Origin of the sequence: Roseospira marina (assembly GCF_014197855.1) — a bacterium.
In the GTDB taxonomy this organism is placed as follows: Bacteria; Pseudomonadota; Alphaproteobacteria; order Rhodospirillales; family Rhodospirillaceae; genus Rhodospira; species Rhodospira marina.
The window spans coordinates 240,708-266,924 of sequence record NZ_JACIGJ010000005.1 but is presented as its reverse complement, the minus strand read 5'-3'; the positions used below and the strand labels follow the sequence as shown (position 1 = coordinate 266,924).

The 26,217-nt window shown below is 68.9% G+C and carries 22 protein-coding genes; 8 read left to right on the top strand and 14 right to left on the bottom strand.

Going from position 1 to position 26,217, the window contains the following annotated elements; genetic code table 11:
• The 3 genes from GGD82_RS09175 to GGD82_RS09165 form a co-directional block, all read right to left on the bottom strand.
• The gene (locus GGD82_RS09175; RefSeq protein WP_150061226.1) at positions 1-354 is read right to left on the bottom strand and encodes a branched-chain amino acid transport AzlD family protein; all 354 of its coding nucleotides are present in this window, start codon (positions 352-354) and stop codon (positions 1-3) included.
• A complete protein-coding gene (locus GGD82_RS09170; protein ID WP_211364702.1) occupies positions 351-1,187 on the bottom strand; it encodes an AzlC family ABC transporter permease in 837 nt (278 codons plus the stop codon). The genes GGD82_RS09175 and GGD82_RS09170 overlap by 4 nt, the downstream gene beginning before the upstream one ends.
• Positions 1,188-1,418: 231 nt before the next feature.
• Complete coding sequence (locus GGD82_RS09165) at positions 1,419-1,751, bottom strand: hypothetical protein (protein ID WP_150061227.1); 333 nt, start codon at positions 1,749-1,751, stop codon at positions 1,419-1,421.
• Between the two features lie 371 nt (positions 1,752-2,122).
• Here GGD82_RS09165 and GGD82_RS09160 point away from each other — a divergent pair, with 371 nt between their 5' ends.
• Entirely contained in the window at positions 2,123-3,034 is a 912-nt protein-coding gene (locus tag GGD82_RS09160) for a glycosyltransferase family 2 protein (RefSeq protein ID WP_150061228.1), read from the top strand.
• A 12-nt stretch (positions 3,035-3,046) separates the two neighbouring features.
• Here GGD82_RS09160 and GGD82_RS09155 read toward each other — a convergent pair whose 3' ends face one another.
• The 3 genes from GGD82_RS09155 to GGD82_RS09145 all read right to left on the bottom strand — a co-directional run bounded on the left by GGD82_RS09155 (position 3,047) and on the right by GGD82_RS09145 (position 6,428).
• Complete coding sequence (locus GGD82_RS09155) at positions 3,047-4,909, bottom strand: ABC-F family ATP-binding cassette domain-containing protein (protein ID WP_150061229.1); 1,863 nt, start codon at positions 4,907-4,909, stop codon at positions 3,047-3,049.
• Between the two features lie 183 nt (positions 4,910-5,092).
• Positions 5,093-5,500, bottom strand: coding sequence for a hypothetical protein (locus GGD82_RS09150; protein ID WP_246163719.1), 408 nt, complete (start codon positions 5,498-5,500; stop codon positions 5,093-5,095).
• A gap of 58 nt (positions 5,501-5,558) precedes the next feature.
• A complete protein-coding gene (locus GGD82_RS09145; protein ID WP_150061230.1) occupies positions 5,559-6,428 on the bottom strand; it encodes a universal stress protein in 870 nt (289 codons plus the stop codon).
• 327 nt (positions 6,429-6,755) lie between these two features.
• Between GGD82_RS09145 and GGD82_RS09140 the strand changes: the two genes are divergently transcribed.
• A complete protein-coding gene (locus GGD82_RS09140; RefSeq protein WP_150061231.1) occupies positions 6,756-7,229 on the top strand; it encodes an RrF2 family transcriptional regulator in 474 nt (157 codons plus the stop codon).
• A gap of 77 nt (positions 7,230-7,306) precedes the next feature.
• On the opposite strand, the gene GGD82_RS09135 is transcribed toward GGD82_RS09140, so the two are convergent.
• From GGD82_RS09135 to GGD82_RS09115, 5 genes are all read right to left on the bottom strand, one after another.
• A complete protein-coding gene (locus tag GGD82_RS09135) occupies positions 7,307-10,519 on the bottom strand; it encodes a coiled-coil domain-containing protein (protein WP_150061232.1) in 3,213 nt (1,070 codons plus the stop codon).
• 122 nt (positions 10,520-10,641) lie between these two features.
• On the bottom strand, positions 10,642-11,505 hold the full coding sequence (gene rquA, locus GGD82_RS09130) for a rhodoquinone biosynthesis methyltransferase RquA (protein ID WP_150061233.1): 864 nt from the start codon (positions 11,503-11,505) through the stop codon (positions 10,642-10,644).
• Positions 11,506-11,581: 76 nt separating this feature from the next.
• On the bottom strand, positions 11,582-12,082 hold the full coding sequence (locus GGD82_RS09125) for a type II toxin-antitoxin system RatA family toxin (RefSeq protein WP_150061234.1): 501 nt from the start codon (positions 12,080-12,082) through the stop codon (positions 11,582-11,584).
• 507 nt (positions 12,083-12,589) lie between these two features.
• Positions 12,590-13,483, bottom strand: a complete 894-nt coding sequence (locus GGD82_RS09120; RefSeq protein ID WP_150061235.1) for a radical SAM protein — start codon at positions 13,481-13,483, stop codon at positions 12,590-12,592.
• Positions 13,484-13,485: 2 nt separating this feature from the next.
• Entirely contained in the window at positions 13,486-14,049 is a 564-nt protein-coding gene (locus GGD82_RS09115) for a cupin domain-containing protein (protein WP_150061236.1), read from the bottom strand.
• 123 nt (positions 14,050-14,172) lie between these two features.
• On the opposite strand from GGD82_RS09115, the gene GGD82_RS09110 reads away from it, so the two are divergent.
• Positions 14,173-14,601 (top strand): hypothetical protein, encoded by a 429-nt coding sequence (locus tag GGD82_RS09110; RefSeq protein WP_150061237.1) that lies wholly within the window; start codon positions 14,173-14,175, stop codon positions 14,599-14,601.
• 59 nt (positions 14,602-14,660) lie between these two features.
• A complete protein-coding gene (gene modA, locus GGD82_RS09105) occupies positions 14,661-15,488 on the top strand; it encodes a molybdate ABC transporter substrate-binding protein (RefSeq protein WP_150061238.1) in 828 nt (275 codons plus the stop codon).
• A gap of 286 nt (positions 15,489-15,774) precedes the next feature.
• On the opposite strand, the gene GGD82_RS09100 is transcribed toward modA, so the two are convergent.
• Positions 15,775-17,466, bottom strand: a complete 1,692-nt coding sequence (locus GGD82_RS09100; protein WP_150061239.1) for an acyl-CoA dehydrogenase family protein — start codon at positions 17,464-17,466, stop codon at positions 15,775-15,777.
• 76 nt (positions 17,467-17,542) lie between these two features.
• On the bottom strand, positions 17,543-18,826 hold the full coding sequence (gene ccrA, locus GGD82_RS09095) for a crotonyl-CoA carboxylase/reductase (RefSeq protein ID WP_150061240.1): 1,284 nt from the start codon (positions 18,824-18,826) through the stop codon (positions 17,543-17,545).
• Positions 18,827-19,075: 249 nt separating this feature from the next.
• Between ccrA and GGD82_RS09090 the strand changes: the two genes are divergently transcribed.
• The 4 genes from GGD82_RS09090 to GGD82_RS09075 all read left to right on the top strand — a co-directional run bounded on the left by GGD82_RS09090 (position 19,076) and on the right by GGD82_RS09075 (position 25,620).
• The gene (locus GGD82_RS09090; protein WP_150061241.1) at positions 19,076-21,091 is read left to right on the top strand and encodes an ethylmalonyl-CoA mutase; all 2,016 of its coding nucleotides are present in this window, start codon (positions 19,076-19,078) and stop codon (positions 21,089-21,091) included.
• Positions 21,092-21,195: 104 nt separating this feature from the next.
• On the top strand, positions 21,196-22,227 hold the full coding sequence (locus tag GGD82_RS09085) for a glycosyltransferase (RefSeq protein WP_150061242.1): 1,032 nt from the start codon (positions 21,196-21,198) through the stop codon (positions 22,225-22,227).
• 60 nt (positions 22,228-22,287) lie between these two features.
• Positions 22,288-22,956 carry a thiamine phosphate synthase gene (gene thiE / locus GGD82_RS09080; protein ID WP_150061243.1) on the top strand — a complete coding sequence of 223 codons (669 nt, stop codon included), beginning with the start codon at positions 22,288-22,290 and terminating at the stop codon, positions 22,954-22,956.
• A 24-nt stretch (positions 22,957-22,980) separates the two neighbouring features.
• Positions 22,981-25,620, top strand: coding sequence for an MMPL family transporter (locus GGD82_RS09075; protein ID WP_150061244.1), 2,640 nt, complete (start codon positions 22,981-22,983; stop codon positions 25,618-25,620).
• A 288-nt stretch (positions 25,621-25,908) separates the two neighbouring features.
• Here GGD82_RS09075 and GGD82_RS09070 read toward each other — a convergent pair whose 3' ends face one another.
• On the bottom strand, positions 25,909-26,199 hold the full coding sequence (locus GGD82_RS09070; RefSeq protein ID WP_221240749.1) for a hypothetical protein: 291 nt from the start codon (positions 26,197-26,199) through the stop codon (positions 25,909-25,911).
• Between the last annotated feature and the right edge of the window lie 18 nt (positions 26,200-26,217).

Sequence of the window (26,217 nt, the reverse complement as noted above, 5' to 3'; positions counted from 1 at the left end):
TCACCCCAGGGCCATGAACGTCCACAAGGCTCCCATACCGACCACCAGGGTCAGAATCACGCGCCGGGTGATCGCCGCCACCGCGACCGCAACCATGCCCGCGGCCGGCCGGGTCCAATCCCAGGCCGACGTGAACACCGTGTCCGCCTGCACCAGCGCGGGCACCACCAGGGCGGCGAGAACGGAGGGTGGCACATAGCGCAGCGCCCGCGTCAGCCATCGCGGCACCGGGAATGCGCCGGCCAACTGGATGAACGAGGCACGCAGCAACCACGTCCCCACCCCGCACAGGATCACCAGACCCCAGAACTGCTGCGCCGTGAACGGCGGCTGAATCCAATCGCTCAGGGTCATGCTCCGGTCTCCTGCCCGCGAAGATGCGATTCCATGGAGGGGCTGGACGGCCCGTCCTCACCTTCCGCCGCCTCCGGCGGGCCGCGACGGCGGCGGCGGTTGTTGCGGTCCTCGGCCCACACTCCCCAGGCGATGCCCGACCCCGCGCCGATCAAAAGGCCCAGGTTGAACGGCAGCCCGGCCAGCATCACGGCCATGCCACCGCCCACCAGCGCCGCCTCCGCGCTGGGACGGTCGCGGACCGCCGGCACCAGCAGCACCAGAAAGACCAGGGGCACGGTGAACTCAAGGCCCCATTCGGGCGGGATCTCGGCCCCCAGCACCATCCCCACCACGGTGAAGAGCTGCCAGCTCACCCACAACGGCAACGCGGCGCCCAGGAAGAACCAGCCCTTGTGCGGCTGGTCCGGCCGCTCGCCGAACCGCGTGATCGACACGGCATAGGCCTGATCGGTAAGCATATAGCTCATCAACGCCCGCGCCCACCAGGGCGCACCGCTCAGGTGCGGCGCCAGGGAGGCGCTGTACATCACCATGCGCATGTTGATGATCACGACCGTGGCCAGGATGACCGGCGCAATCGCACCTGCCGCGAAAACGGCGACGAACGCCATCTGCGCGGCGCCCGCGAAGATTAGCACCGACATGCCGAGGGCTTCGGCCAGCGACAGCCCCGCCTCCTTGCAAGCGTAGGCCGACACCAACGCGAACGGCACGACGCCGGGCATCAGCGGCAGGATCGCGCGCACACCCGCGAGCATCGTCCGTCCTCGACCAAGGGCCGCCCCGGAGGACGACGTGCCGGACGACGGCTCGCGCGGGGGTGCGCTCATGGGACTTCTCCGAAACAAGCAGAAAACGGAAGCTCACGCCCCCGGCCGCCAGGACCGTAAGCGCACACGGGCATGGGATCGGGACACATGCCACATAAAGGGCGGGTCGCCCCGACCACAAGACGAAAATCCTTAGGGGGAGCCCTAGCTGGGTTTAGGCCTTGCCTCTGCCCTCACCCCTAGCCTGATCGACGACCGGACGCCACCGGACGCCGGCCGCCCCTGCTCCGGTCAGGACCCACCGCGCGCGTACCCATGCGCCCGCATGCATTCGGCAAAGTACTGGCGATATGCCTCACGCGCCTCCGCCCGATCCACCTGCGCCATCGGGTTGGTCGCCATGGCGTCCGCGGCGCCTCCATCGAGACGATCGGGCTGATGCGTGCGCCGCAGGGCATAGTCGTCCGCGTCGCGCTTGCACTGGCGGCTGTCGGCCGCCCGTTGGCCCGGGTCGATCCCGGCCTTGGTCCAGCCCCGGCCCTCGTCGCTGGCACAGGCGGCCAGGCCGCCGATCAGCAGCATCGCGGCCGCCAGACGGACGGTCGCACGGAAGGGGATAGGCATGGCGGACTCCTCGGGTCGATGGGGCGGGCCTCAATGGGGCAAAGGCTGAGTCTAGAGCAGATGGGCCGCGATCTGAATCCCCCGTCTGGCTCCGTCGCCCATGACATCCGCGCGATCAACGGCCCGACGGCCTGTCATTCTGACCGGATGTCCGACGCTGCTTGTCAGGTTTTCACGGCCCGAGATCCGGGGCCGGTCAGTTTGACCCGACGCCCGTCTCCGCCGCCCGCCGCCTAGCGCCAAGGGCATATCCAAGCCAGACCAAAGACATACCCGGCGGTCCGCCCATGCCCTGGCACGGTGGTTGCCATGTGGCGCTCACGGCGAACGGTTCGTTTGTTCGCCAATGTCATCGCCGGGAGGATCATCGGATGACTATCGCGCCCTGGACCCGATTTGCCCTGGACTCGCGTGTCGAGTTGACGCCCGAGATGAGCGTCATCCTCGGCGCGGATCACTCCGCGCCAGCCCTGGCCCGCACGCTGGATGCGTTCGAGGCGCTGGGCCCCCGGCCACGGCGCGAAGTGATCGTGCCCAGCCGCCGGGCGGCGTCGGCCAGTCAAGCCCTGCTGACGCTTCACATCGACGCCGACCCCAACCTGCGCCCGATCCCGTCGGACGACGTGCCGCTGTCCGCGCAGTACAACGTCGGGGCCTCGGTCGCCCGGGCCGACGTTCTGATGTTCGTCCGGCCGGGTGCGGAACCCGACGCCGCCACCATGGAGGCCATTGCCGCCGCGTTTGCCGCGGATGCGGCGGCCATCCTGGGTTTTGTCGGCGCGGGGGCCACAGGGCCGCAGCCGCTGCACCCGGGCGACCTGCTGCCAGGCCGCGCCACGCGACCGGTGGGCTTCATCGCCATACGGCGCACGGCCTGGGAGACGGTCGGCCCCTTCGACATCACCTGGACCGGAACGCAGGCGGTCGGCTGGGCTCTTCGCGCCATGGCGCAGGACCTGATGGTGCTGGGGACCGCGGTGGGCGGCACGGCCCGTCCAGCCTGTCTGCCGACCGTGACGGTCTGGGAAGAGCTGTGGGCGCGCGGCGTCGCCTTGGACCCGGCCCTGACCCGATCTCGACAGACAGCCCGGGCAGAGCATCGCCGGGCGCTGGCGGTGCAGGCCCGGCATCATGGGCAAACGCGCCTCGGCGCCCTCGCCTGCCTGATCCAGGGCATGACGCGCACGCCCGGCTCCGTGATCCGCGACCCCATGGCCTGGCTGACGGCCAGCGCCGAGATCATTACGGACCCGGGCACCTCGAAGCCCTGTTCGGCCTCTTAACCGCCGGGAGGATCAGCCCGCCAGATCCTCCCGCAAGATCTCCAGTTCAAGATACGTGTCCTCCGCCTCCGCCACCTCGGCCCTCGCCGCTTCCAGCCGTGCGGTCCGGGCCTGAAAGCCCTTGGGATCCCGGGTGAACAAGGAGGCGTCGGCCAGCTCGCGCTCCAGACGGCCGACCTCCGCGTGCAGAGCGTCAATCTGCCCCGGCAACTGCTCCAACGCCCGTTGCTGCTTGTACGACAGCTTGCCCGGCTTTGGCTTCCCCTTGGCCCCGGCGGGTGCGGTTTCCGCCTTCGCCGCGCCCGGCTTCGGCGAGTTGGGGCCTCGATCAGACGACGACGCGCCCAACATGGCCGGGAAGAGCGCCGACAGGGCGCCACCAGCCTGCGCCAGGGCATCGGAGAAGCCCCCGGCATACTCAACGGCCCGTCCATCCCCGGGCAGCACGATGGTCGAGGTCACGACCCGGTCGAGGAAGTCGCGATCGTGGCTGACCAATAGCAGCGTGCCGTCGAAGTCCGCGAGCAGTTCCTCCAGAAGATCCAGCGTCTCCATATCCAGGTCGTTGGTCGGCTCGTCCAGGATCAGAAAGTTCGTGGGCTGCGCCAGCGCCTTGGCCAGCACCAGCCGGTTGCGCTCTCCGCCCGACAGGCTCTTGAGGGGGCTGCGGGCCTGGCTGTCGTCGAACAGGAAGTCCCGCATATAACTGACCACGTGGCGGGACTGCCCGCGCACGTTGATGCGATCGGCGCCGGTGTCGGCGAGCAGATCCCAGACGGTCTTGTCGCCGTCGAGGATGGAGCGGTGCTGGTCGAGCGTGGTCGGCGTGAGGTTGGTGCCCAGCCGCACGGAGCCGCTGTCCGGCGCCTGCGCGCCCGTCAGCAGCCGCAACAGCGTGGTCTTGCCCGCGCCGTTGGGACCGACGATCCCAACGCGGTCGCCGCGCTGAATCCGAGCGGAAAACGGCATGAGCACCGTCCGCCCGTCGTAGGCCTTGGCGATGCCCTCGGCTTCGATCACCAGCTTACCGGAGGTCTCGCCGGTGTCCGCTTCCAGCTTCACGCCGCCGGTGCGCTGGATGCGCTGGGCGCGCTCGTCCCGCATGGCATACAGCCGGCGCAGGCGGCCCTGGTTGCGCTTGCGGCGGGCCGAAATGCCCTGGCGGGACCAGGTGGTTTCCTGCGCGATCAGCTTGTCGCGCTTGGCCCACTCGATCTCTTCCTGGGCCTGGATGGCGTCGGCCCAGGCGTCGAAGGCCGCGAAGCCCTCGTCCAGCCGCCGCAACCGGCCCCGATCAAGCCACAAGGTCGCCTGAGTCAGCCGGCGCAGAAAGGCCCGGTCGTGACTGATGGTGACGACGGCGCCGCGAAACGCGGCCAGCGTCTCCTCCAGCCAGCCGATGGTCGGCAGATCGAGGTGGTTGGTCGGCTCGTCGAGCAACAGGATGTCCGGCGCTGCCACGAGGGCGCGGGCCAGGGCAAGCCGGCGCGCCTCCCCGCCCGACAGTGTCGCGGGGTCGCGGTCGTAGGGCAACCGCACGTCATCCAGCAGGATCTCCGCCCGGTGGACCTCCCCCGCATGCGCCGCCGGCAAGGCATCCGCCACGCACTCCAACGCGGTCGCGAAGCCGCTCAGGTCCGGGTCCTGCGGCAGATAGGCCACCGCGACGTCCGGCTGCACCGACCGGGTGCCGGCGTCCGGCTCCAGCAGCCCGGCGATCACCTTCAGAAGGGTGGACTTGCCCGAGCCGTTACGCCCCACGAGGCACAGGCGCTCGCCCCGGCCCACGGTCAGCGACAGCCCGTTCAGAAGCGGGTTGCCCCCGAAGCCGAGCGTGATGTCCTGAAGCGTCAGAAGGGGCGCGGGCGGGGCCATCGAGGGCGGACTCCTTTGGCACACGAGCGGGGAACGAGAGAGATCGCGGCCGGCAGCGCACCGACGCACCGCCCCTGTAGAGGTCTCCCCGAGGGGGGTCAAGGCCTCGTCCACGCCCCTGACAGCACGGGCTACGGCGCCGGACCAGCGGTGGTGTCGACCTTTGGGCCCGTCACCCGCCCGTCAGCGACGGGCCGGCAGGGTCTTTGGCGCCTCATCCGGCGCGTTCACGACCCAGCCGCCCGTGCCAAGCGGCCGCACGAACCAGCCGCGCCGCTTCGCCTCCGCCGCCAGATCGCCCGGCAGCGGCGCCCGGAACCCCTCCGGGTGCAGTGGCAGGTCGCCCCCCTCCGCCCAGAACCGCACCTCGGCCGCCAGCGCCGCGTCGTCCAGCGCGCGCACCGCCCGCTCGCGCCACACGTCGGCCAGCCGCTGCATGCCGTCGGCCCCGAGGCGGCGGTCCAGACCGTCCGCCTCCAGGGCTTCGCGCAGGGCGGGCCAGCTTTCGGCCTCGTCCAGCCTCGCCATTGCCGCCCGTACGGCCTCCAGCGGCGGTGTGCCGCCGGCGCTCGGGGACCCGTCGTCCGTCATCGTACCCGTCCGTGGTCCTGTTTCGTGTCGGAGCTGCTTCCGCCCTCCGGCGCCCGCCTCAATGCGTCAGCAGAACCGGAATATCGGCGTGATCCAGAATGTACCGCGTCACGCCACCCATGATGAGCTGACGCAAGCGGCTGTGCGTATACGCGCCCATCACCAACAGATCCGTGCCGGTGTCGGCGCAGTGGCCCAGCAGTGTCCGCCCGACGTCCTCGCCGTGGTGCCCCTTCACGGTTCGGATCTCCGGGGATACACCGTGCCACGCCAGATGCCGCGACAGGTCTTCGGGGCCGCACAGAGCCTCGGAGTCCCCGGCGGCCAGGATGGTCACACCCTCGGCCCGCGCAATCAGGGGCATGGCGGCCTGCACCGCACGCCCCGCCTCAGGCGAGCCGTTCCAGGCGATCGCCACCCGGGTTCCAACCGATGTCGGCGGTGACGGGGGCGCCACCAGAACGGCCCGACCGGCCTCCATCAAAGCCGCGTTGAGCGTGATGAGCGACGGCAGTTCGCGGTTCGGACCTGGCCGGCCCGCCACGATCAGATCCGAGACGCGGCCCCTTGCGGCCACCTCCTCCGGCTCGTTGCCGTCCATTACGATCCAATGTGCGGTCAGAACGTCGAGCGGGGGCGGCCCATCGCGCAGCTCCACCGCGCGCGCCTGCACGATCTCGTCGAACATCGCCTTCAGGGCGTCCGCCCGGGCCTTCGCGTCACGCTCCGCCGCCGCCATCATCTCCTCGACCAAGGCCCCCGCCATAGCCTCGCCGACGTAGGGCACGGCGCTGGCGGGATCCGGCCGCACATGAAACACCTCGACGTGAGCCCCCAGGGCCGCACCGGTCAGGAACGCGGTGTCCATCGGGGCCCGCCCGCTGTCGGCGCTGCTGACAATGGCGAGAATGGTTTTGATGCCGGGCATGTCATGGTCCTCTGCGCTAAGCCGTCGCGGCGAGTCCGGGCCCCGGCCCGGAGCGGTGCCGCTTCCGATACTATGGAAGCCGAGCCGGAGCGGGAAAAGCCATTTTCACGGTGGTGGAAAAACGCACACCGTTTACGCCCGTTTTTCGTGCGCTTGCAACATCAGAACTGCCTTAATGGTGCCAGCCTGTGCATGTGGTCGGAATGCCGCGCCGAATGGATGGGGCTGGCAATTGACGGTTGGCGGCTTCGGCCCTAGATCCCCTGACACCCCTGACACGCGCAAGGCTGAGGTCGGTGCAGCGCGTGTCCCTGACAAGAGGCGTGCATGATCCGGATTCCCCGGCGTCATCTGGCCGCGATCGAAGCGGTCCTCGACATCGCCTACCACGGCGGACCGGTTCCCGTGCGTGGGGCGGAGATTGCCGATCGTCTGGGCCTGCCCCGCCGATACCTGGAACAGAGCCTGCAGACGCTGGCCCGCGCCGGAATCCTGCTGGCCCAGCGCGGCCCGCGCGGCGGATACCGGCTGGCGCGGGAACGACGCCGCATCACGGTCGGCGAGATCGTTCGGGCGCTGGAAGGCGAGGACGACGCGCCGCGGGACGATCGGCCCGTGAACGGCCAATCCCAAAACACGATCTCCGCCCTCGGCAAGGCCGTCGTCATCCCGATGGCGCGCACGGCCGAGCAGGCGCTGCAAGATCACCTCGACGCGCTGACGATTGAGGATCTGTGTCGGCGGGGCCGGGAACAGGGTGTGCCAGGCGCGCGCGACGAGGCGCTGGACTTCACGATCTGATCCCGGAGCGAACCGGAACGGATCGAGACGCACCGCTCTCGGGCAGCGCGCCGCGTTGGACCCGGGCGCTCGCCGCGCTACTCCTCCAGGCGGCCCAGCGCCTTCGCCAACACGAGATAGACCTTGCCCAGGTCGGAGCCGATGAACAGCGCGGTCAGGATGTCCGCACGCGCGGTCTGGCGCGTCTGTTCCAGAAGGCTCTCGTAATCGGTCACGAACTGGGTGACGTAGCCCCGGAACTCTCGGTCGCTGTCAAAGATCTCGCGCACCGCCCCGTGCTGACGCACGGTCATGACCCGGGCCAGATGGCGCAGGAACACGCCGTGATCGCCCTTCTGGTAGCGGCGCCACAGCTCCTCGTCGCGGACCGGATTGAAGATGCGCGCGATGTCCACCGCAACACTTTCCAGGCGCTCGATCACAAAGCTGGCCTGATGCAGGAAGGTGGTGACCTCCGCCCGCTCCATCTCCAGACGCAACGTCCCGGCGCGCTCCTCCGCCTGACCGGCGGCATCGACCAGCGCCTTGGTCTGGCGGCCGAACTCCGCACTGATGCGCCGCGTGGTCTCGGTCATCTTCTCGCCCGACAGCGCCATGCCGTCGACCTCCTGGCGGATGCCGTCCACCGCGCGCTCCAGCAGCGGGATCAGCGCCCGGGCGCGCTCGTCGGCCTCTTCCAGCGAACCACCCAGCAACGACGCGGCCCCGCGCACCGTCTCGGCCGCCTTTTCCGCCGCCGCCTGGATGCCGTCCGTGGACTGCCGCAGACGGTTGCCGGCGACCGTGGCCTGCGACAGACCGCGCCCGGTCACCTCCTCGAACAGGCGGGCGTGCTGCTCCAGAGTCGTGCCCATGTCGCCCATGCGACCGATGGAGCGGTTCACGATACCGTCGACATCGTTCACGCGGCCATCGAGCGCCAGGGCCGTCGACTCCAGGGATTCGTTCGCCTGCGCCGTGCATTCCGAGATGACGCGGACCTTGCCTTCGATGATCTGCGCGGTCTCGGCCAGCTTACCGTCGGCGCTTTCGGCGGCCCGGCTGATGGCCAGATTGCGCGCGGCAAGGCTTTCCTCCAGCCCTTCCAACGCCTTGTGGACCTCCGACACCATACGCTGAAGATTTTCGGTCTCGCTGCGCACAGCCGCGGCGGCGGTGTGGGTGTGACTGACGGTCCGCTCGCCCGTGGCCTCCAGGGTCTCGGCGTGGTCGGCGAGGCTGAGGCCGATGCATTCCAGCTCCTGATTGACCTGACTGGAGATCGTGGACAATTCGGTGAGCTGCTGGCGCAGCGAGTCGACGGTGTCTTCGATCCGGTTCGCCGCCGTGCCCGCCGCGTCGCCCAAATAGCGGGCCTGCTGCTGCAATCCGCTTTGCACCAATTCGAGCTGGTGGCCGATCAGCTTGGCGCCGTCCGCCAGTTCCTTGCTCTGGGCCGTGATCGCCTCACGGATATCGTTGGCGTGGCGATTGGCCTCGACCGTATGGCCTTCCAGCGCCTGCGCCTGCTCCTTGACGGCGGCCCCGGCATCCCGCGCCCGCTGTTCGGCGCGCTGCACCGCGACACCAAGGGTGCGCAGCATATCGTCGAGCGTGCTGGCGGCGCGCTCCAAGGTGCCCGTAGCCTCAGCGGTCGCGGACATGGCCTCCTGGCCACGCTGCGCGACCATCAGCGATGCGTCGGACAGCCGGTTCGTCGCCTCGTCCACCGTCACGTTCATGGTCTGCACCCGGCGGGTGAAGACGCCTTCCATCTCCTTCAGTCGCGCCATGGACTGGTCCGACGCGCTCATTAGGGCGTCGGTTTGGCGGCCGATGGTCGTTTCGATCACCTGGGTGCGGCTCAACAGGCGGTCACTGACGGTTTCGATGGATTCGGCCCGACTGGCCATGAGCGTCGACACGCCCTCGGCAGCCCGTTCCCAGCGTTCCCGCAGGTCGTCCAGACGCGACTGCTGGCCGCCGAGGTGCTCGTCGACCTCGCCCAACAGCTTCGAGAGCTCATCGCCCAGCCCCCGGCCCTCGCGGACGGACTTGGCGATGCTCTCGTTGATCGCGCGGATGCCGTTGCCCTGCTCCCGGGCCTGCTGGCCGGCGAGCGTCAGGTCCTGCACATGTTTGCGCAGGCTGTCGTCGAGGGTGCGAGTCTGCGCCATCATCTTGTCGGCGGCTTCGGTCAGGGTGCTGCTCTGCCGCTCCAGGGTCTGACCCGCGTCACGGGCGCGGCTCACGGCCCGCTCGGTCGCATCCTCCAGACCATAGACCTGCCCCTCGGCGTCGCGGATCACCTGGGCGATGTCCTCACGGAACTTCTCCGCCAGGCTCGACAGCGCGACCACCTCGGTGTGCAGACCGTCGCGCACCTGCCGGGCCTCGGACAGGGCGTGCCGGGAGGCGTCGGTCAGCATGCGCGCCTGCTCGGTCAGGGAGCGGGCCACGTCACTCATCTGACCGCGCGCGGTGTCGGTCGGGTAGGCGAGCTTGCGGAGCTGGTCGCGCAGAATCAGCGCCTCACGGCCATAGCGACCATCGCGGGTGAACACGGCCACCAGCGCCCAGGCCAGCGCGACCGGGATCAGCGCACCGGCGGCGAATCCCGCGAACTCGTGCGGCAGGAGCATGAACAGATTGTTCCAGCCCACGCTCTGCTGGATGTAGAACGCGAAAAAGGCGAGCCAGAACAGCGAGACCGCACCAGCCACCCACGACGGCCATTCCAGGCCACGCGGCATGGGCGGCGGCGGATCCTCGGGCAGCGGGGGCAGCGCATGACGCGACTCCGCGTCGCCGGTCCCGACCCCATAGGCGGCGGCCGTGCCGCGCGGCGCGCGCGTCTCGGCGGGCGCCGCGTCCTCGGCATCGTTCCCCACCCGGAGCGGGCGCACACGCCGGCTCAACACCGAGACGCGTTCGCCGGACTCGGTACGCGGGCGCCGGAACAGACTGGGCAAGGGGCCCGGCTCGTCGGTGTCGCCGGCATCGGCGCCGGCCGCACGGGACGTCGCGGGCAGTGGCGTGGCCGGAAGGGCGTCATGGGAGTCGGCGGGCCCATCCCCCCCGTCACGAGCCCGGGCGGTTCTGCCAGCCTCCCCCGCGCCATCACGGGCCGAGTCCGGCTCACGCCCGGTCTCACCCGGTACACCGGACCGGTCTCGCACGGGCGCCTCGGCGCCCTCGACGTTGTCCGCCACCAGATGGGGGGCGCGTTTCAGACCCTCGCGCCGACCCGCCGCTGCGGCAGTCTCCGGCCGGTCCGTCGCGTCATCCGGGTCGATTTCTCGGGTTGCCATAACGACTCGCCCCTGCTGTCAACGGCGCATTGACATCAGGGTACTTCGTTTGAGTCAAGATTCCAACAGCTTATTGCGGAGTCTTGAGTCTCAAGTCAAAGGCTGTCCGATAGCCGCCGGTGTCAGGCCCCTTCCCCCTTTCGGGTTGCGACCACTTTCTGGTACAGCCCGCCGAAATAGGTCTCCTTGTGCCACGTAAACTCTTCGGCGAGAGACGGCGGCGCGTAGGAGCGGATTTCGTTATCGCTGAGCGCGAGGGCGTACGGCTCCAGAAGGCGCCAGACCACGATCATGATCGGCCGCAGCGGATGCAGCAGGCTCGGCCCGTGGTAATCCACGAACACAGCCTTGCCGCCCGGGCGCGTCGCGTCGAGAAGGCTTTTGACGATGCGGTGCTTATAGTCTTCCGGCACCTCATGCAGCAGGAAGAAGCAGCACACACCGTCATACGACCGGTCACGCGGATCGGCGGCGTCGGCCAGATCCAGGGTCGCCGACGGGAAGGCGGCCAGCTTCGTGCGGCAGGCGTCGATCTGGTTGGTCGCGACGTCGGTGACGTGCAGCGCACCCTTCGGCCCCAGAACGGCCGCAAGCTTGCTGGAGAAACTGCCGTACACGCAGGCCGGCTGAAGAACCTCCTGACCCGCCTCGAACTCCGAAAAGCCGGCGCGCATCAGCCGATTGGCGTTGCCCCACAGAATCGCGGAGACGACGAAGGAGGTATCGAGATACCGGCTGTAGGCCGGCGTCAGATAGGCCCACGTGTACACCTTGCTTAGGTATTCCGGGATCGCCGGGCGGGCCACGGATCCCGCCGAACGCGCCGCTGCACTGTTCAACGAAACCTCGACGGGGGGAACCTCGACCGGGGTCGGCCGAGCACGTCCGGCCAGAACGGCCGTCTCGCGCGACGCAGGCAAGGACAGGTCCTCCTCCGCCAGCGAATCGAGGCGAAAGTCGGACGCGGCCGCGTGGGGTTTGTTCATCGAACTATCCTAAGAGTGTTGACGCAAACGAACGGTCACCGGTTTCCCGATGAGAGACAGAAAGCGGGGTCAGCGGTCATGACACCACCCCCGGGGATGAGCCTGCGGGCGGCCCTGGACGGGCCGCCGGGGGTGGCGCCTGAGCGGCCCCGCGCTCCACCGCGCGCGCACGCCCCTCGAACGCCGTAATCAGACGCGGCGCCATTTCGCCATACGTCGCCTGCAGCAGCTTCTGAAGCATCTTGGAGTGCACTTCAACTGCCAAGTCCAACCCAACCCTGCACCGTCCGCCGTCCATCGCTTCGAACGCCCACAGCATGTATAGCCGACGCACCGGTCCGCCCGTGGCGGTCACGGTGATCCGATCCGGGAAGGCGAGATCAGTGCGGGAGATGAATTCGAGCGTGGCCGGTCCGATGCCGAGCAACTGCCGCGTCCGATAACCGGTCGGATCCCGGTCAAGGACGCGCGCGGACTTCCACAAGGGCAGGAAGGACGGGTACGCTTCCACATCCGCCACCAGGTCGAAGACCCGCTCCCGTTCATGGGGAACGACCCGTTGCACGGACTGTTTCATGGGCCAGCTCCACACCACACGACGAAAAAACCCTCCGGAGCGGAGAGGGCGGGCGGCATCATGCCTTTTCGCAACCGCACCGTAAACCACGGGATCGCGGAAACGTGCTCACATCCACCGTCTTTGGCCCCTTTGGGGCCACGGTCGGGCGTCACCCAGGCCAATTGCCCACCGTGTGAGACACAACGACCGCTCCCGGCCCCCTTGCCCCACATCGATCAACCTTTCCGGGTGCTACCCCCCATCACGAGTCGGGCACCACAGGAGGCTTTGCATCCCGCCCCGCCAAGGGGTCGTTCGCACCCGACGGGCGGGTGTATACGTGGGACGTCGCGCGACGGCAAGCACAGGAGGCCCAGAGGACACACGAATAGGCGCGGCGTCCGCGCCCACGCCCGGATCCGGCGCCCCTCAGCGAACGCTCTGTCGCCGACGCTCTGTCGCTCGCCGCCCCCCCCCTGATCGGCAGGTCGTGATGGGTCGCGCGTGGTCAGTGCGCCCCCCCCCCTACAGCGCCCGGCGATGGCTTGGTCGCCAGCCGGGACCGCTCAGAGCCCCTTGCACCGCCGTGACCTCCGCCAACAGCCGGTCCTTGTCGCGGGGCAGAGTTCCGGCCAGCGCCAGGGCGTTCGACGCATGGTTGGAGCGGAAGATCACCGGCCGGGGCGGGTTCAGAGTCTCCAGGAACATCCGTTGTTCCGCCAACACGGCGGCGTCGTCCTGGAAGGTGAACGTACGGCCGTCGCGCGTCATCTGCTCCACGAAGGGGCCCAGACGCTCCTCCTCCAGATAGAGTTGCAGCGTCGACAGGTACGTCGGCGGCGCCTGGTTGATGAGGGCGGCGGTCGCCGTCGCATGCTCCTCCCACCCTTCCGCCCCCGCCAGCCCTAGAATGACGGTCGCCGAGACCTTCAGGCCGGCGGCGCGGGCCTTGTCGATCGCGGTGGCGTGCCCTTGGGGCGAGGCACCCTTGGTGATGCGGCGCAGGACATCGGCGGAGCCCGACTCCACCCCCAGATAGACCAGCGACAGCCGCGCGGCCTTCAGGCTCGCCAGGTCCTCCGGTGTTTTCTTGAGCAGGTTGGCCGGTGTCGCGTAGGCCGAGACCCGCGTCAGCGCCGGGAAGCGAGCGCGCAGGTGATCGAGAATCGCGTGCAGATGCGCCGTCGGCAGAACCAGCGCATCGCCATCCGCCAGGAACACCCGATCCGCCGCCGGCCAGACGCGGGCGGCCGCGTCGATGTCCCGCCGGACGTCGTCCAACGGACGCACCCGGTAGGTCTTCGACCGGTACATGGAACAGAAGGCGCAGCGGTTGAAGCTGCACCCCAGCGTCGCCTGGATGATGAGGTTGCGGCCCTCCGACGGCGGTCGGTACAGCGGCATGTCGTAGGCCAGCATGGTCACGCACTCCCGCTCTCGGATATTACCGCGTTGGGTGATGTCAGCGCGGCGATGATGGCGGCCGCGTCCGGCCAGCCTTCCGTCAGCGCGGCCCGGTCGCCGTGCTCATAGTCGGCGAAGTCGAACCCGGGCGACACGGTGCAGCCGAGCAACGCCCAGGCCCCGCCCGCGACCAGCCGCGCGCCCTGCCACACGCCACGGGGTACCACCGTTTGCGGCACATGCCCATTCAGCAGGTCGGCCCCGATGACGACGCGCTCGCTGCACCCGTCCGGATGCAGACGCAGCTGCTCGACCGCGTCGCCGGCGTAGTGGTGAAACACCTCGTCGCTGCGCAGGCGGTGAAGGGCCGATAGCGTGTCCGGGGTCAGAAGATAGTAGATCGCCGTGCCGAAACACCGATCCGCGCCCGCGTAACGGTCCGGCAGGGTCGCCCCGGCGACGCCCTCATCCGCCCGCCACGTTTCGCGGAAATAGCCGCCTTCGGCCGGGTGCGGACTCAGGCCCAGGTGCGCTATGACCGCCTCCGCCGAAAGGCCGGTCCGGGATAGATCAGCCGTCATGCGTCGCCCTCACGGTCCTTCCATACGGCAGAAAATCGGTTCCGCCCCGACTTCCCTTCTGGGATATTTGCGCGGCCCCCGCAAGTGCCGTAAGACTAGGGTTACCGGAAAGGAAACGGCACCATGTCCATCTTGTCCTACCTGTTCGGGGACGACGACAAGCCGATCCCCGACCCCATGTGGCAGCGGGATTCCGCGAACCGGTTCTATCGCCTTTTAGCGATGCGCCCCGGAAAACCGAACCTGAAGGGGCACAGCGGCGTGTTCGTGCTGTTCCACAAGGGCGTGCGGCCCGGCTGGGTGTACGTGGGCGCCACCGGCGACCTCGACACCGCCATCGATCGCCTGCAGTCCCACCGTGAAATTTCGGACCTGGAGCGGCGGGGGGGGCTGTTCATGACCTGGGCCTACATCCGGGCGGACAAGCGCGACGGAGTCGTTGCCTACCTGCGATCGCGCATGGCCCCGGAAGTGACCGACCCCGCGCTCGATACCGATCTCGGCTGTCACCCCGAGAGGGCGAAACCGGTGCCCGTGCAGCTTCCGGTCTGACACGGTCATCCGCCCCGAGCCTTTCCACCACGCCTCCGCTCCCGGCCCACGAGGACACCATGACCCCGAACGACCATCGCCCCCACCGCCCTCGTCCCGTCTCTCGCCGGGCCGTGCTGGCTGCGGGCGTGGTGGCCGCAACAGCCGGTCTGGTCCTCACGGGGTCTGGAGTCGCCATCGCCCAGCCGGCCCCGATCCGCGTGGCCGTCGCCTCCGGCTTCGCGCCGGCCGCCCGCCAGATCGCCCGACGGTTCACGGCGCAAACCGGCCAGCCGGTCACGTTCGAGGTGGCGGCCTCCGGCAAGCTCTACGCCCAGATCGTGGGCGGCTCCGGCGTGCATGTGTTTCTGTCCGCCGACGCGGAACGCCCGGCGCGCGCCGAAGCCGCCGGCCTGACCGCGCCGGACAGCCGGTTCACCTATGCCCTTGGACGTCTGGTGTTGTGGTCGCCCGATCCGGCCCTGATCGACGGGACCGGGGCCATCCTGAACCGGCCGGATGCCCTGCCCTCGCTGGCGATCGCCAACCCGGTGACCTCGCGCCATGGCGCCGCCGCCGTCGAGGTTCTGGAGACGCTGGGCCTGTACGGCCGTCTGCGGCCCGTAACGGTGACCGCCGCCGACTCGCTGGCGGTGCTCGACATTCTCACGGACGGGGATGCCGCCGCCGGATTCGTGCCGCAGTCCCTGGTGGCGAAGTCCGACGCCGGGTCGCGCTGGCTGGTGCCGGGCGATCTGCATGCCCCGATCCGCCATCAGGCCGTGCTGATGGCCAGCGGCATGCGCAACGCCGCCGCCCGCGCGTTCCTGAGCTTTCTGCGGGAGCCCCCGGCGCGGGAGATCATGGCCGAATATGGGTACGAGCCGCCGACGCTGCCGCTGCGGTGATTCCCCCACTGTCCTGTTTCGATGGGGCAGGCACCGCGCACCCGCGTCGATCGTGACACGGACGCATCCGGTTCAGACCGGAGTCCTCATGAACTCCGCTGCCCAACGGTCTGCCCCCCGCGAGATCCCTCCACTCGCTTCGCTCGGTCGGAATGAAGTAACGTTTTGTTTTAAAAAACAAAACCTCATCCCGAACACCCCGGTAGGGGTGGAGGGATCTCGGGAGCCGCGCCGCGACACGGCGTATTTTATCCGTGGCCGGCCATATCCTTACGAATCCGCACGACTACGCCGCCCGCTTCTTGCCGGACTGAACACTGCCGCGCCCGCTCAACAGACCGCGCGCCACCACCTGCGCCTGAATCTCGGCCGCACCCTCGAAGATATTCAGGATGCGCGCGTCGCACAGGATGCGGCTGACCGGGTATTCCAGCGCATAGCCATTTCCGCCGTGGATCTGCAACGCATTGTCGGCGTTCGACCACGCCACGCGGGCGCCGAGCAGCTTGGCCATGCCGGCCTCGATATCGCAGCGGATATCGTTGTCTTTCTCGCGCGCCGACATGTAGGTGAGCTGGCGCGCCACCATGGTCTCCACCACCATCCAGGCCAGCTTGCCGTGCACGCGCGGGAAGGCGAACAGCGGCTTGCCGAACTGCACGCGCTCCTGGGCGTACTTCAGGCCCTCCTCCAGCGCGCACTGGGCCACGCCGACGGCGCGGGCCGCCGTCTGAATGCGGGCGGATTCGAAGGTCTCCATAAGCTGCTTGAAGCCCTGCCCTTCCACGCCGCCCAGCAGCGCGTCCTTGGGCATGCGAAAGCCATCGAACGACAGCTCGTATTCCTTCATGCCACGGTAGCCGAGCACCTCGATTTCGCCACCGCTCATGCCCGCCGCCGGGAACGGATCGTCCGCCGTGCCGCGCGGCTTCGGCGCCAGGAACATGGACAACCCCTTGTAGCCGGGCTCGTCCGGGTTGGTCCGCGCCATCAGGGTCATCAGGTCGGTGCGCGAGGCGTGGGTGATCCACGTCTTGTTGCCATTCACCACCCACTCGTCGCCATCCAGCGTGGCGCGCGTGCGCGCGCTGCCCAGGTCGGAGCCGGTGTTGGGTTCCGTGAACACGGCCGTCGGCAGGATCTCGCCGCTGGAGATCTTGGGCAGATAGTGCTGCTTCTGCTCCTCGGTGCCGCCCAGGCGGATCAGCTCGGCCGCGATCTCCGAGCGGGTACCCAGCGACCCCACCCCGATGTAACCGCGCGACAGCTCCTCGGTCACCACGCACATGGCCATCTTGCCCATGCCGTGGCCGCCGTACTCCTCCGGCACCGTCAGGCCGAACACGCCCATCTCGGCCATCTGGTCGATGACCTCCATCGGGATCAGTTCGTCCTTCTCATGCCAGCCATGGGCGTGCGGCTGCACCTGCTCGTCAACGAAGCGGCGGAACTGGTCGCGCACGAGATCGAGGGTCTCGTCCTCCATGGCAAGGGCGCCGAAGTTGCCGTCCTGGGTCAGTTCCGCGATGCGCGCCTTGCACGCGGCGGTGAACCCATGCTCCCGCAGCAGGGTCGTGTAGGGCGTCTGCAGCGCCTTGCGCTCGCGCACCTCGATGCCGAAGTCAGCGAGCCGGATGAACTCACCTTGGCTCATCGGCACGCCGCCGAAGATCTGATGCAGGTACTCGGAGAACGCGGCCTGAAGGATGAGTTGCTCCAGCTCGCCCAGTTTGTCCTCCGCCTCCAGGCGCTTGGCCCAGGCCAGCATTTCCCCCAGCGCGGTGACATAGGTCGCAAACCACGCGAAGCCATGGGTCGCGTGCTGCTCGCGCTCCAGGATGCCGGGGTCGAGCTTGCCGTCCTCGCCGCTGACCTTCTTGGCCAGATGATCGCGGATGGCGCCAAGGACCTGCCGCGCGGTCTCGTACGAGCGCTCGCAGGTGTGCAGAAGGTCCTGAATAATGAGTGGTCCAGACATGGTCGTCCCCTGAAATGGCCACCCGGACTCGGTCCTCCCGGGCGGCCTCCCAAAGCGAAAGGAATAAAGAGCGGCCTCAGCCCTCCAGGCACTCTTCAACGGTGCGGCGGCCCGGCTTCACGGCCTGCACCATCACAGCCATGTTCCCCGGCTTATGCTCATTCTTCCACATCTTCATGTGGGCATAGGGGATTTGCTCCCAGGAGAACACCTCGGACATGCAGGGATCCAGGCGCCGCTCGATGACAAGCTGGTTGGCCTGCGAGGCCTGCATCAGGTTCGCGAAGTGGCTGCCCTGGATGCGCTTTTGCCGCATCCAGACGAAGCGGGCGTCGAAGGTGATGTTGAAGCCGGTCGTGCCAGCGCAGAACACCACCATGCCGCCGCGCTTCACCACCAGGGTGGAAACTGGGAAGGTCTGCTCGCCCGGGTGCTCGAACACCATGTCGACGTCGTTGCCCTTGCCGGTGTACTCCCAGATGGCGCGGCCGAACTTATAGGACTCCTTCATATAGGCCTTGAACTCCGGTCCGTTGACGTCCGGCAGCCGGCCCCAGCAGTTGAAGTCCTTGCGGTTGATGACGCCCTTGGCGCCCAGCGACATGACGAAGTCCCGCTTGGATTCGTCGGAGATGACGCCGATGGCGTTCGCACCCGACACCGCGCAAAGCTGCACCGCCATCGCGCCCAGGCCGCCCGACGCGCCCCAGACCAGCACGTTCTGGCCCGGCCGCAGCACGTGCGGGCGGTGGCCGAACAGCATTCGGTAGGCGGTCGCCAGCGTCAGCGTGTAGCACGCACTTTCCTCCCAGGTCAGGTGCTGCGGCCGCTTCATGAGCTGCTGCGCCTGCACGCGGGTGAACTGGCAGAAGGAGCCGTCCGGCGTCTCGTAGCCCCAGATGCGCTGACTGGCGGAGAACATCGGGTCACCGCCGTTGCACTCCTCGTCGTCGCCGTCGTCCTGGTTGCAGTGCACCACGACCTCGTCGCCGACCTTCCAGCGCTTCACCTGCGAGCCCACGGCCCAGATGATGCCGGCGCAGTCGGAACCCGCGATGTGGTACTCCTGCTTGTGGACGTCGAACACCGACACCGGCTCGCCCAGGGCGGCCCAAATGCCGTTGTAATTGACGCCGGCCGCCATCACCATCACCAGAACGTCGTGCGATTCCAGAGTCGGAACGTCAACGACTTCGACCTGCATCGCGGTGTCCGGGGGACCGTGCCGATCCCGGCGGATGGCCCAGGCGTACATCTGCTTGGGCACATGGCCGAGGGGCGGGATTTCGCCCAGTTCGTACAGATCCTTGGTCTCTCGATCCGGTCGCAGCTCGACGATATCCGCGGTGGCGGTGGACATGGTTCGACACTCCCTGTTGACACTGATCGTGCGGGCCGCCGGCCCCTTCGCCGGGTCATGCGGCACCTGCGAACAGCGTGTGCCCAGCGTTTTCGTCGGATTCAGGCTATACCGACTTCAGGCTTCCATCGCAATGCACAAAGTGGTAAATAATTTCGCTTAACAAAGGGATCGAGTAATTTTCGTTCCAGAAACACCGCCCAAAAACGCGAACATACAGACATTATACCCGCAGGGATGGAGACACGTATGACCGGCACGCCCGCGCCCCGCACCCCGTCTGCTGCACCGCAGCGCGATAAACCCTGGCTGTTCCGGACCTATTCGGGCCATTCCTCGGCCAAGGCGTCGAACGAACTCTATCGAACGAATCTTGCGCGCGGGCAGACCGGGCTGTCGGTGGCGTTCGACCTGCCGACCCAGACGGGCTATGACTCCGATCATGTGTTGGCGACGGGCGAGGTCGGCAAGGTGGGCGTGCCGATCTGCCACCTGGGCGACATGATGACGCTGTTCGACGGCATCCCGCTGGCCAAGATGAACACGTCGATGACCATCAACGCGCCGGCGGCGTGGCTGCTGTCGCTGTACATCGCGGCGGCGGAGAAGCAGGGCGCAGCGCGCGACCAGCTTCAGGGCACGGTGCAGAACGACATCATCAAGGAATACCTGTCGCGCGGGACCTACATCTTCCCGCCCGAACCCTCGATGCGGCTGATCAACGACGTCATCGCCTTTACCTATAAGCAGGTCCCCAAGTGGAACCCGACCAACGTCTGCTCGTATCACCTGCAGGAGGCGGGCGCGACTCCGGAGCAGGAGCTGGCCTACGCCCTGGCGACCGCGCGCGCCGTGCTGGACACGGTGCGGGATTCCGGACAGGTCCCGTCGGAGGACTTCCCGGTCGTGGTCGGGCGTATCAGCTTCTTCGTGAACGCCGGCATCCGCTTCGTCACCGAGTTGTGCAAGATGCGCGCGTTCGCCGAACTGTGGGACGAGATGTGCCGGGAGCGCTATGGGGTCGAGAACGAAAAATACCGCCGCTTCCGCTACGGCGTGCAGGTCAACAGCCTGGGCCTGACGGAGCAGCAGCCGGAGAACAACGTCTATCGTATTCTCCTGGAAATGCTGGCGGTCGTGCTGTCCAAGAACGCCCGCGCCCGCGCCGTGCAGTTGCCGGCCTGGAACGAGGCGCTGGGCCTGCCCCGCCCCTGGGACCAGCAGTGGTCGCTGCGCCTGCAACAGATCGTCGCCTTCGAGACCGACCTGCTGGAGTACGGCGACATCTTCGACGGCTCCGCCGAGATCACCCGCAAGGTCGAGGCGCTGAAGGAGCAGGCCCGCGCCGAACTGGACCGGATCGAGGCCATGGGCGGCGCCGTCCCAGCGGTCGAATCCAGCTACATGAAGCAGAAGCTGGTCGAATCGAACACCCAGCGCCTCGCCGCCATTGAGAACGGTGACATGACCGTGGTGGGCGTGAACAAGTATACTGAGGCCGCGCCCAGCCCCCTGTCCGCCGGCGAGGGCGCCATCATGGCGGTCGATCCGGACGCGGAGCGGGAGCAGATCGAGTCCCTGAAGGCCTGGCGCGCCCAGCGCGACGACGCGGCGGTGCAGGCGGCGCTCGCCGACCTGTCGGCGGCGGCGCGCGAGGGCCGCAACATCATGGAACCGTCCATCGCCTGCGCCCACGCCGGGGTGACGACCGGGGAATGGGGCCAGACGCTGCGCGACATCTTCGGCGAGTACCGGGCCCCCACGGGCGTGGCCCGCTCCGCCGGGGAAGCCACGGCCGGAGAGCGCATGACGGCCGTCCGCGCCCGGGTCGAGGACGTCTCGGCCCGCCTGGGCCGCCGGGTCAAGATCCTGGTCGGCAAGCCGGGCCTCGACGGGCACTCCAACGGCGCCGAACAGATCGCCGTGCGCGCCCGTGACGCCGGCATGGAGGTGGTCTACGAGGGCATCCGCCTAACCCCGGCGCAGATCGTCAACGCAGCGCTGGAGGAAAGCGTGCACGTCGTCGGACTGTCGATCCTGTCGGGCTCGCACGTGCCGCTCATCACCGACGTGCTGACCCGCATGCGGGCCGCCGGGCTGGGCGACATTCCGGTGGTCGCGGGCGGCATCATCCCGCCGGAAGACGAGCGCACCCTGCTCGCCGCCGGGGTGGCGCGCATCTACACCCCGAAGGACTACGACGTCACCGCCATCATGGACGACATCGTGACCATCATCGATCCCGACCAGCAGCGCGCGGCGTAAGGCGGTCTCGCGTTCGACACGAAAGCGGCGTGACCCGGAGGGCCCGGACGCGGTATACCGCCCCGTCCGAGCCCCGATCCGGTCGAGAGGACCCCGCCGCTTCGATGCATCTTACCCAGGTCATGGCCGGCGCGGCCCACGGCGGCGCCGAGACGTTCTTCACCACGCTGGCGGTCGCCCTGGAGGCGGACGGCGTGACGCAATCCTTCATCCTCCGCAACCATCCGGACCGGGTCGCCACCCTGCGCGCCGCCGGCTGCCGGGTCGACACGGCGCCGTTCGGCGGCCGCCTGGACCTGTGGACGCCCCAGATGCTCCGGCGGTCCATGATGGCCAGCCGAACCACGGTCGCCATGGCCTGGATGAACCGGGCCGCCGCCAAGCTTCCGCGGGGCCCCTGGCTGCGCACCGCGCGTCTGGGCGGGTACTATGATCTGAAGTACTACAAGGGCTTCGATCACCTGATCGCCATCATCCCCGGCATTCGTCGCCATATCCTGGACGGCGGCTGGCCGGAGCGCCGCGTGCACTACATCCCGAACTTCTGTGTCGTGGACGAGACCGCCGCGCCAGTGTCCCGCGCCGACCTCGGCACCCCGGCGGACGCGCCCCTTCTGCTGGCGCTGGGCCGGCTGCACCCCGCCAAGGGGCTGGACGTGTTGCTGCAGGCCGTGGCCGACGTGCCGGGCGCGCACCTCTGGATCGCCGGCGAGGGGCCGGACCGCGCGGACCTGGAGGCCCTGGCCGCCGCGCTGGGCGTCGCGGATCGGGTGCGCTTCCTCGGCTGGCGCAGCGACCGCACGGCGCTGATGCGCGCCGCTGATGTGGTCGTGTTCCCCTCCCGCTACGAACCCAACGGGACGGTCACGGTCGAGGCCTGGGCGCATGACAAGCCCCTGGTCGTCGCCGACGCCGCCGGCCCGGCGGAGATGGTCCGCAACGGCGAGGACGCCCTGCTGGTGCCGAAGGACGATGCCGACGCCCTCGCCCGCGCGCTGCGGCGGGTGCTCGACAGCCCCGATTTGGCGGCCCATCTGGTCGGGCGTGGCGCCGAGCGGGTCGCGGCCGAATTCTCCCAGGCGTCGGTGATCGCCCGCTACCGCGCGTTTCTGGACCAGATGGAGCGGGACCGCTAATCTCCGCGCCGTCTCAACGTTTTTCGCGCCGTCTCATCATCCCGAAAAGGCTTTCCCGGCATGGCCGCCCGCACCCCCGAAGACCGCTGCCGCCTGTACCTCATCACCCCGCCCCGCATCGACGACGTGGAGGCCTTCGCCACCCAACTGTCCGACGCCCTGGACGGCGGCGATGTCGCATGCCTTCAGATCCGCCTGAAGGAGGTAGACGACGACACCGTGCGCCGCGTGGCCGCCGTGCTGGTCCCCTTGGCCCAGGCGCGCGACGTCGCGGTCATCCTGAACGACCGCCCGGATCTGGCGGTGGAGACCGGCTGCGACGGCGTGCATGTGGGGCAGGAGGACGCCTCCCTCGACGACGCCCGCGCCGTTGTGGGCGCCGACGGTGTCGTGGGCGTGACCTGCCACGACTCCCGCCATCTGGCCATGGAGGCCGGCGAAGGCGGCGCCGACTACGTCGCCTTCGGGGCCTTCTTCCCGACCGAGACCAAGGACACCAAAACCCGCGCGGACATTGAGCTGTTGCAGTGGTGGGCGCAGGACATGCTGGTCCCGTCCGTCGCCATCGGCGGCATTTTGGTGGACAACGCCCAGCCGCTGATCGAGGCCGGCGCCGACTTCCTGGCGGTCTGCGCCGGGGTCTGGGACCATCCGGAGGGCCCCAAGGCCGCCGTCGCCCGCTTCAATGCCCTAATGGACGCTCACTCGCCCGACCGCGAGCCCAGCTAACCCGCACCAACAGGACTCGCCACCATGATCGCCGCCGCCCTGGCCGCCTGGGTCGACACGGCCCGCCGCTACCGCTGGGGCGTGTTGGCCCTGGTCGCCCTGCTGACCGCGCTGTCCCTGTGGGCCGTCACGACGCGCATCGGCGTGTCGACCGACACCTCGACCATGCTGGACCCCGACCTGCCGTTCCAGCAGCAGAACCGCGCGATGAAGGACGCCTTCCCCCAGCTCGGCGGCGAGTTGGTGATCGTGATCGACGCCGCCACCGCCACCCAGGCCGATCAGGCCGCCGCGCGCCTGACAGAGGCCCTGGCGCAGCGCGACGGCCTGTTCGCCTTCGTGTCCGATCTGGCCGGAGACCCGTTCTTCCGCCGCAACGGCCTGCTGTTCCTGTCGCTGGACGAAGTCTATGCCCTGTCCGACACGCTGGCGGAGGCGCAGCCGTTCCTGGGCACGCTGTGGCGCGACCCGTCGTTGCGCGGCCTCGCCGACCTGATGGGCGACGCCGCCGACCAGATCACGGCGGGTGGCCTGGACGGCGTGGCCCTGCCCCTCGGCCCCGTGCTTGACCGCATGGCAGCGGTCACGACCGCGCAGAGCGAAGGCGACACCGCCGCCCGCCTCGATTGGCGCGCCCTCATCCAGGGGGACGCGGGCGGCGTGGCGGCGGCCCGGCACCTGATCCTCGCCAAGCCCAAACGATCGTTTGGCAGCCTGACGCCGGCCGGCGACGCGATGCGGGCCATCCGCGCCACCGCCCAGGACCTCGGTCTGACGCCGGAGAATGGGGTACGGGTCCGGCTGACCGGCTCGGCGGCCATGGAAAGCGAGGAGCTGGGCAGCGTGCAGACCGGCATGGACGTCGCCGGCGCCATCACCTTCGTCGCGGTCGTCTCGTTGCTGGTCCTCGGGCTGCGCTCGCCCCGCCTGATCCTGGCCACCGTGGTCACGCTGATCGTCGGCCTGTGCTGGACGGCCGGGCTGGCGGCCCTGGCCGTGGGCACGCTGAACATGATCTCGGTCGCCTTCGCCGTGCTGTTCATCGGCCTGTCGGTGGATTTCGGCATTCACTTCGGCCTGCGCTACAAGGAGGAGCGGGACCGGAATCCGGGACCGACGCCCGCCGACAACCGTGCCGCCCTGCGGGCAGCCGCGCGCGGCGTGGGACCGGGGCTCGCCCTGTGCGCCGTCGCCGCCGCCATTGCCTTCCTGTCGTTCCTTCCGACGGATTACCGCGGCTTGGCGCAGCTCGGCCTCATCTCCGGCATGGGCATGATTGTCGCCTTCATCGCCAACCTGACCGTGCCCCCGGCGCTGCTGGGGCAATGGCCGGTGCGCCCCGCCCGCAACGCCGGGACGGGCGGCGATCCCGCCGGACGCTGGGCCGGCCGCCTGGAAGGCGCCTTGCGCCGCCACGCCCGCACGGTCGCGCTGGTGGCCCTGGCGCTGGGGATCGGCGCGGTGGCGTTGGCCCCGGGGGCCCGCTTCGACTTCGATCCGCTGAACCTGCGCGATCGCGGCACCGAGTCCGTCGCCACGCTGTTCGACCTGCTGAAGGACCCCCGCGTCACCCCCTACACCATGGACATCCTGGCAGACGATCTGGACGCGGCCGACGCCCTGGCGGACCGGGTCGCCGCCCTGCCCGAGGTCTCCAGTGCCATCACGGCGCGCGATCTGGTGCCGGCGGACCAGGACGAGAAGCTGATGGTCATACAGGACATGGCCCTGTTCCTCGGCCCGGCCCTGGCGCAAGAGCCCCGGCCCGCCCCCGACGCGGCCGAACGCCGGCAGGCGCGCGACGCGCTGACGACGGCGCTGGCCCGCATCGCGGCGGCATCCGAGGCCGATCCGGTCACGCAAGCCGCCGCCGGCCGCCTCACGAACGCCCTGAACCAGCTGGAGCCGGACACCCTGGCCCGGGTGGCGGAGGCCCTGACCGGCGATCTGCCGCCCATGCTGACCCGCCTGCGGGAGACCCTGGCCGCCGGTCCGGTCACGCTGGACGACCTTCCGGAGGCACTCCGTGGCCGCTATCTCGCCGCCGATGGACGCGCCCGGGTGGAAGTCCGGCCCGCGCGCGACCCGCGCGACCCTGGCCAGCTCGCCCAGTTCGTCGACGCCGTCCGCGCCGAAGTGCCGACCGCCACCGGCTCCCCCGTGCTGATCCGAGAATCCGGCCGCACCGTCATGCGTGCCTTCGCAGAGGCCGCCGGACTCGCCCTGGTCGGAATCACCCTGGTCCTGGCGGTCACGCTGCGCCGGCTGCGCGATATTCTGCTGGTCTACGCCCCGCTGACGCTGGCCGCGCTGCTGACCGTCGCCACGGCGGCGCTGTTCGACCTGCCGTTCAACTTCGCCAACGTGATCGTGCTGCCGCTGCTGTTCGGCCTGGGCGTGGCGAGCGCGATCCATCTGGTGCACCGGGAGCGCGCCGAGGCCGACGTGAGCCACGCCATGACCAGCAGCACACCCCGCGCGGTGGTGTTCAGCGCCCTGACGACGATCGGATCGTTCGGCTCCATCGCCGCGTCGAGCCACCCCGGCACAGCGAGCATGGGCGTGCTGCTGACCATCGCCATCGGGCTGACGCTGGTGTGCACGCTGGGTGTGTTGCCGGCGCTGCTGGCCCTGTGGCCGAGCCGCAAGGATGTGGGTTTTTAGGCCGCGTAAAGCAAATCTGCGTCAAAGACGATGCCAAGCCGTTGATCTTGGCAACGCGGCCGGTTTGCCCCCTCTCGAGATCCCGCCGCCCCTATCAGGGCGTTCGGGATGAGGTTTTTTACTGGTAAAAAAATATGTTACTGCACCCCGAATGCCCTGTTTAGGGCGGAGGGATCTCATGAGCAGCGCGGTGACGGTGCGGTATCGCTCAAAAGCGCGTCAGAACAGGGACATCGTCGCGTCCCCTGTTTTGCAGTCACCGACGCGCCAAATGCAAGGAAACCGTCGCTACCGGCCGTAGCCGCAGTCACACGGGATGCCCGCCGGGTGGTAGGCGCCGCACTTCGGGCAGCGCACCAAATCCTCGGTGGCCTGCGCGGACGAGGCGGCGCGGGCGTCCTGCTCGCCCATGCGCTTGCGCACGGCGTCCTGGGCCGCACGCTCGACCTTCTCGCGCAGGCTGGGGCGATCACCAGGGGAGCCACCGCTCATGGCCCGGCTGTAGTATTTGAAGGCGCCCCACACCACGACCACGACAAGGACCGTGAACAGCACCTTTGAGAGACTCAATCCAAACATACTGGACTTATGGCCCCC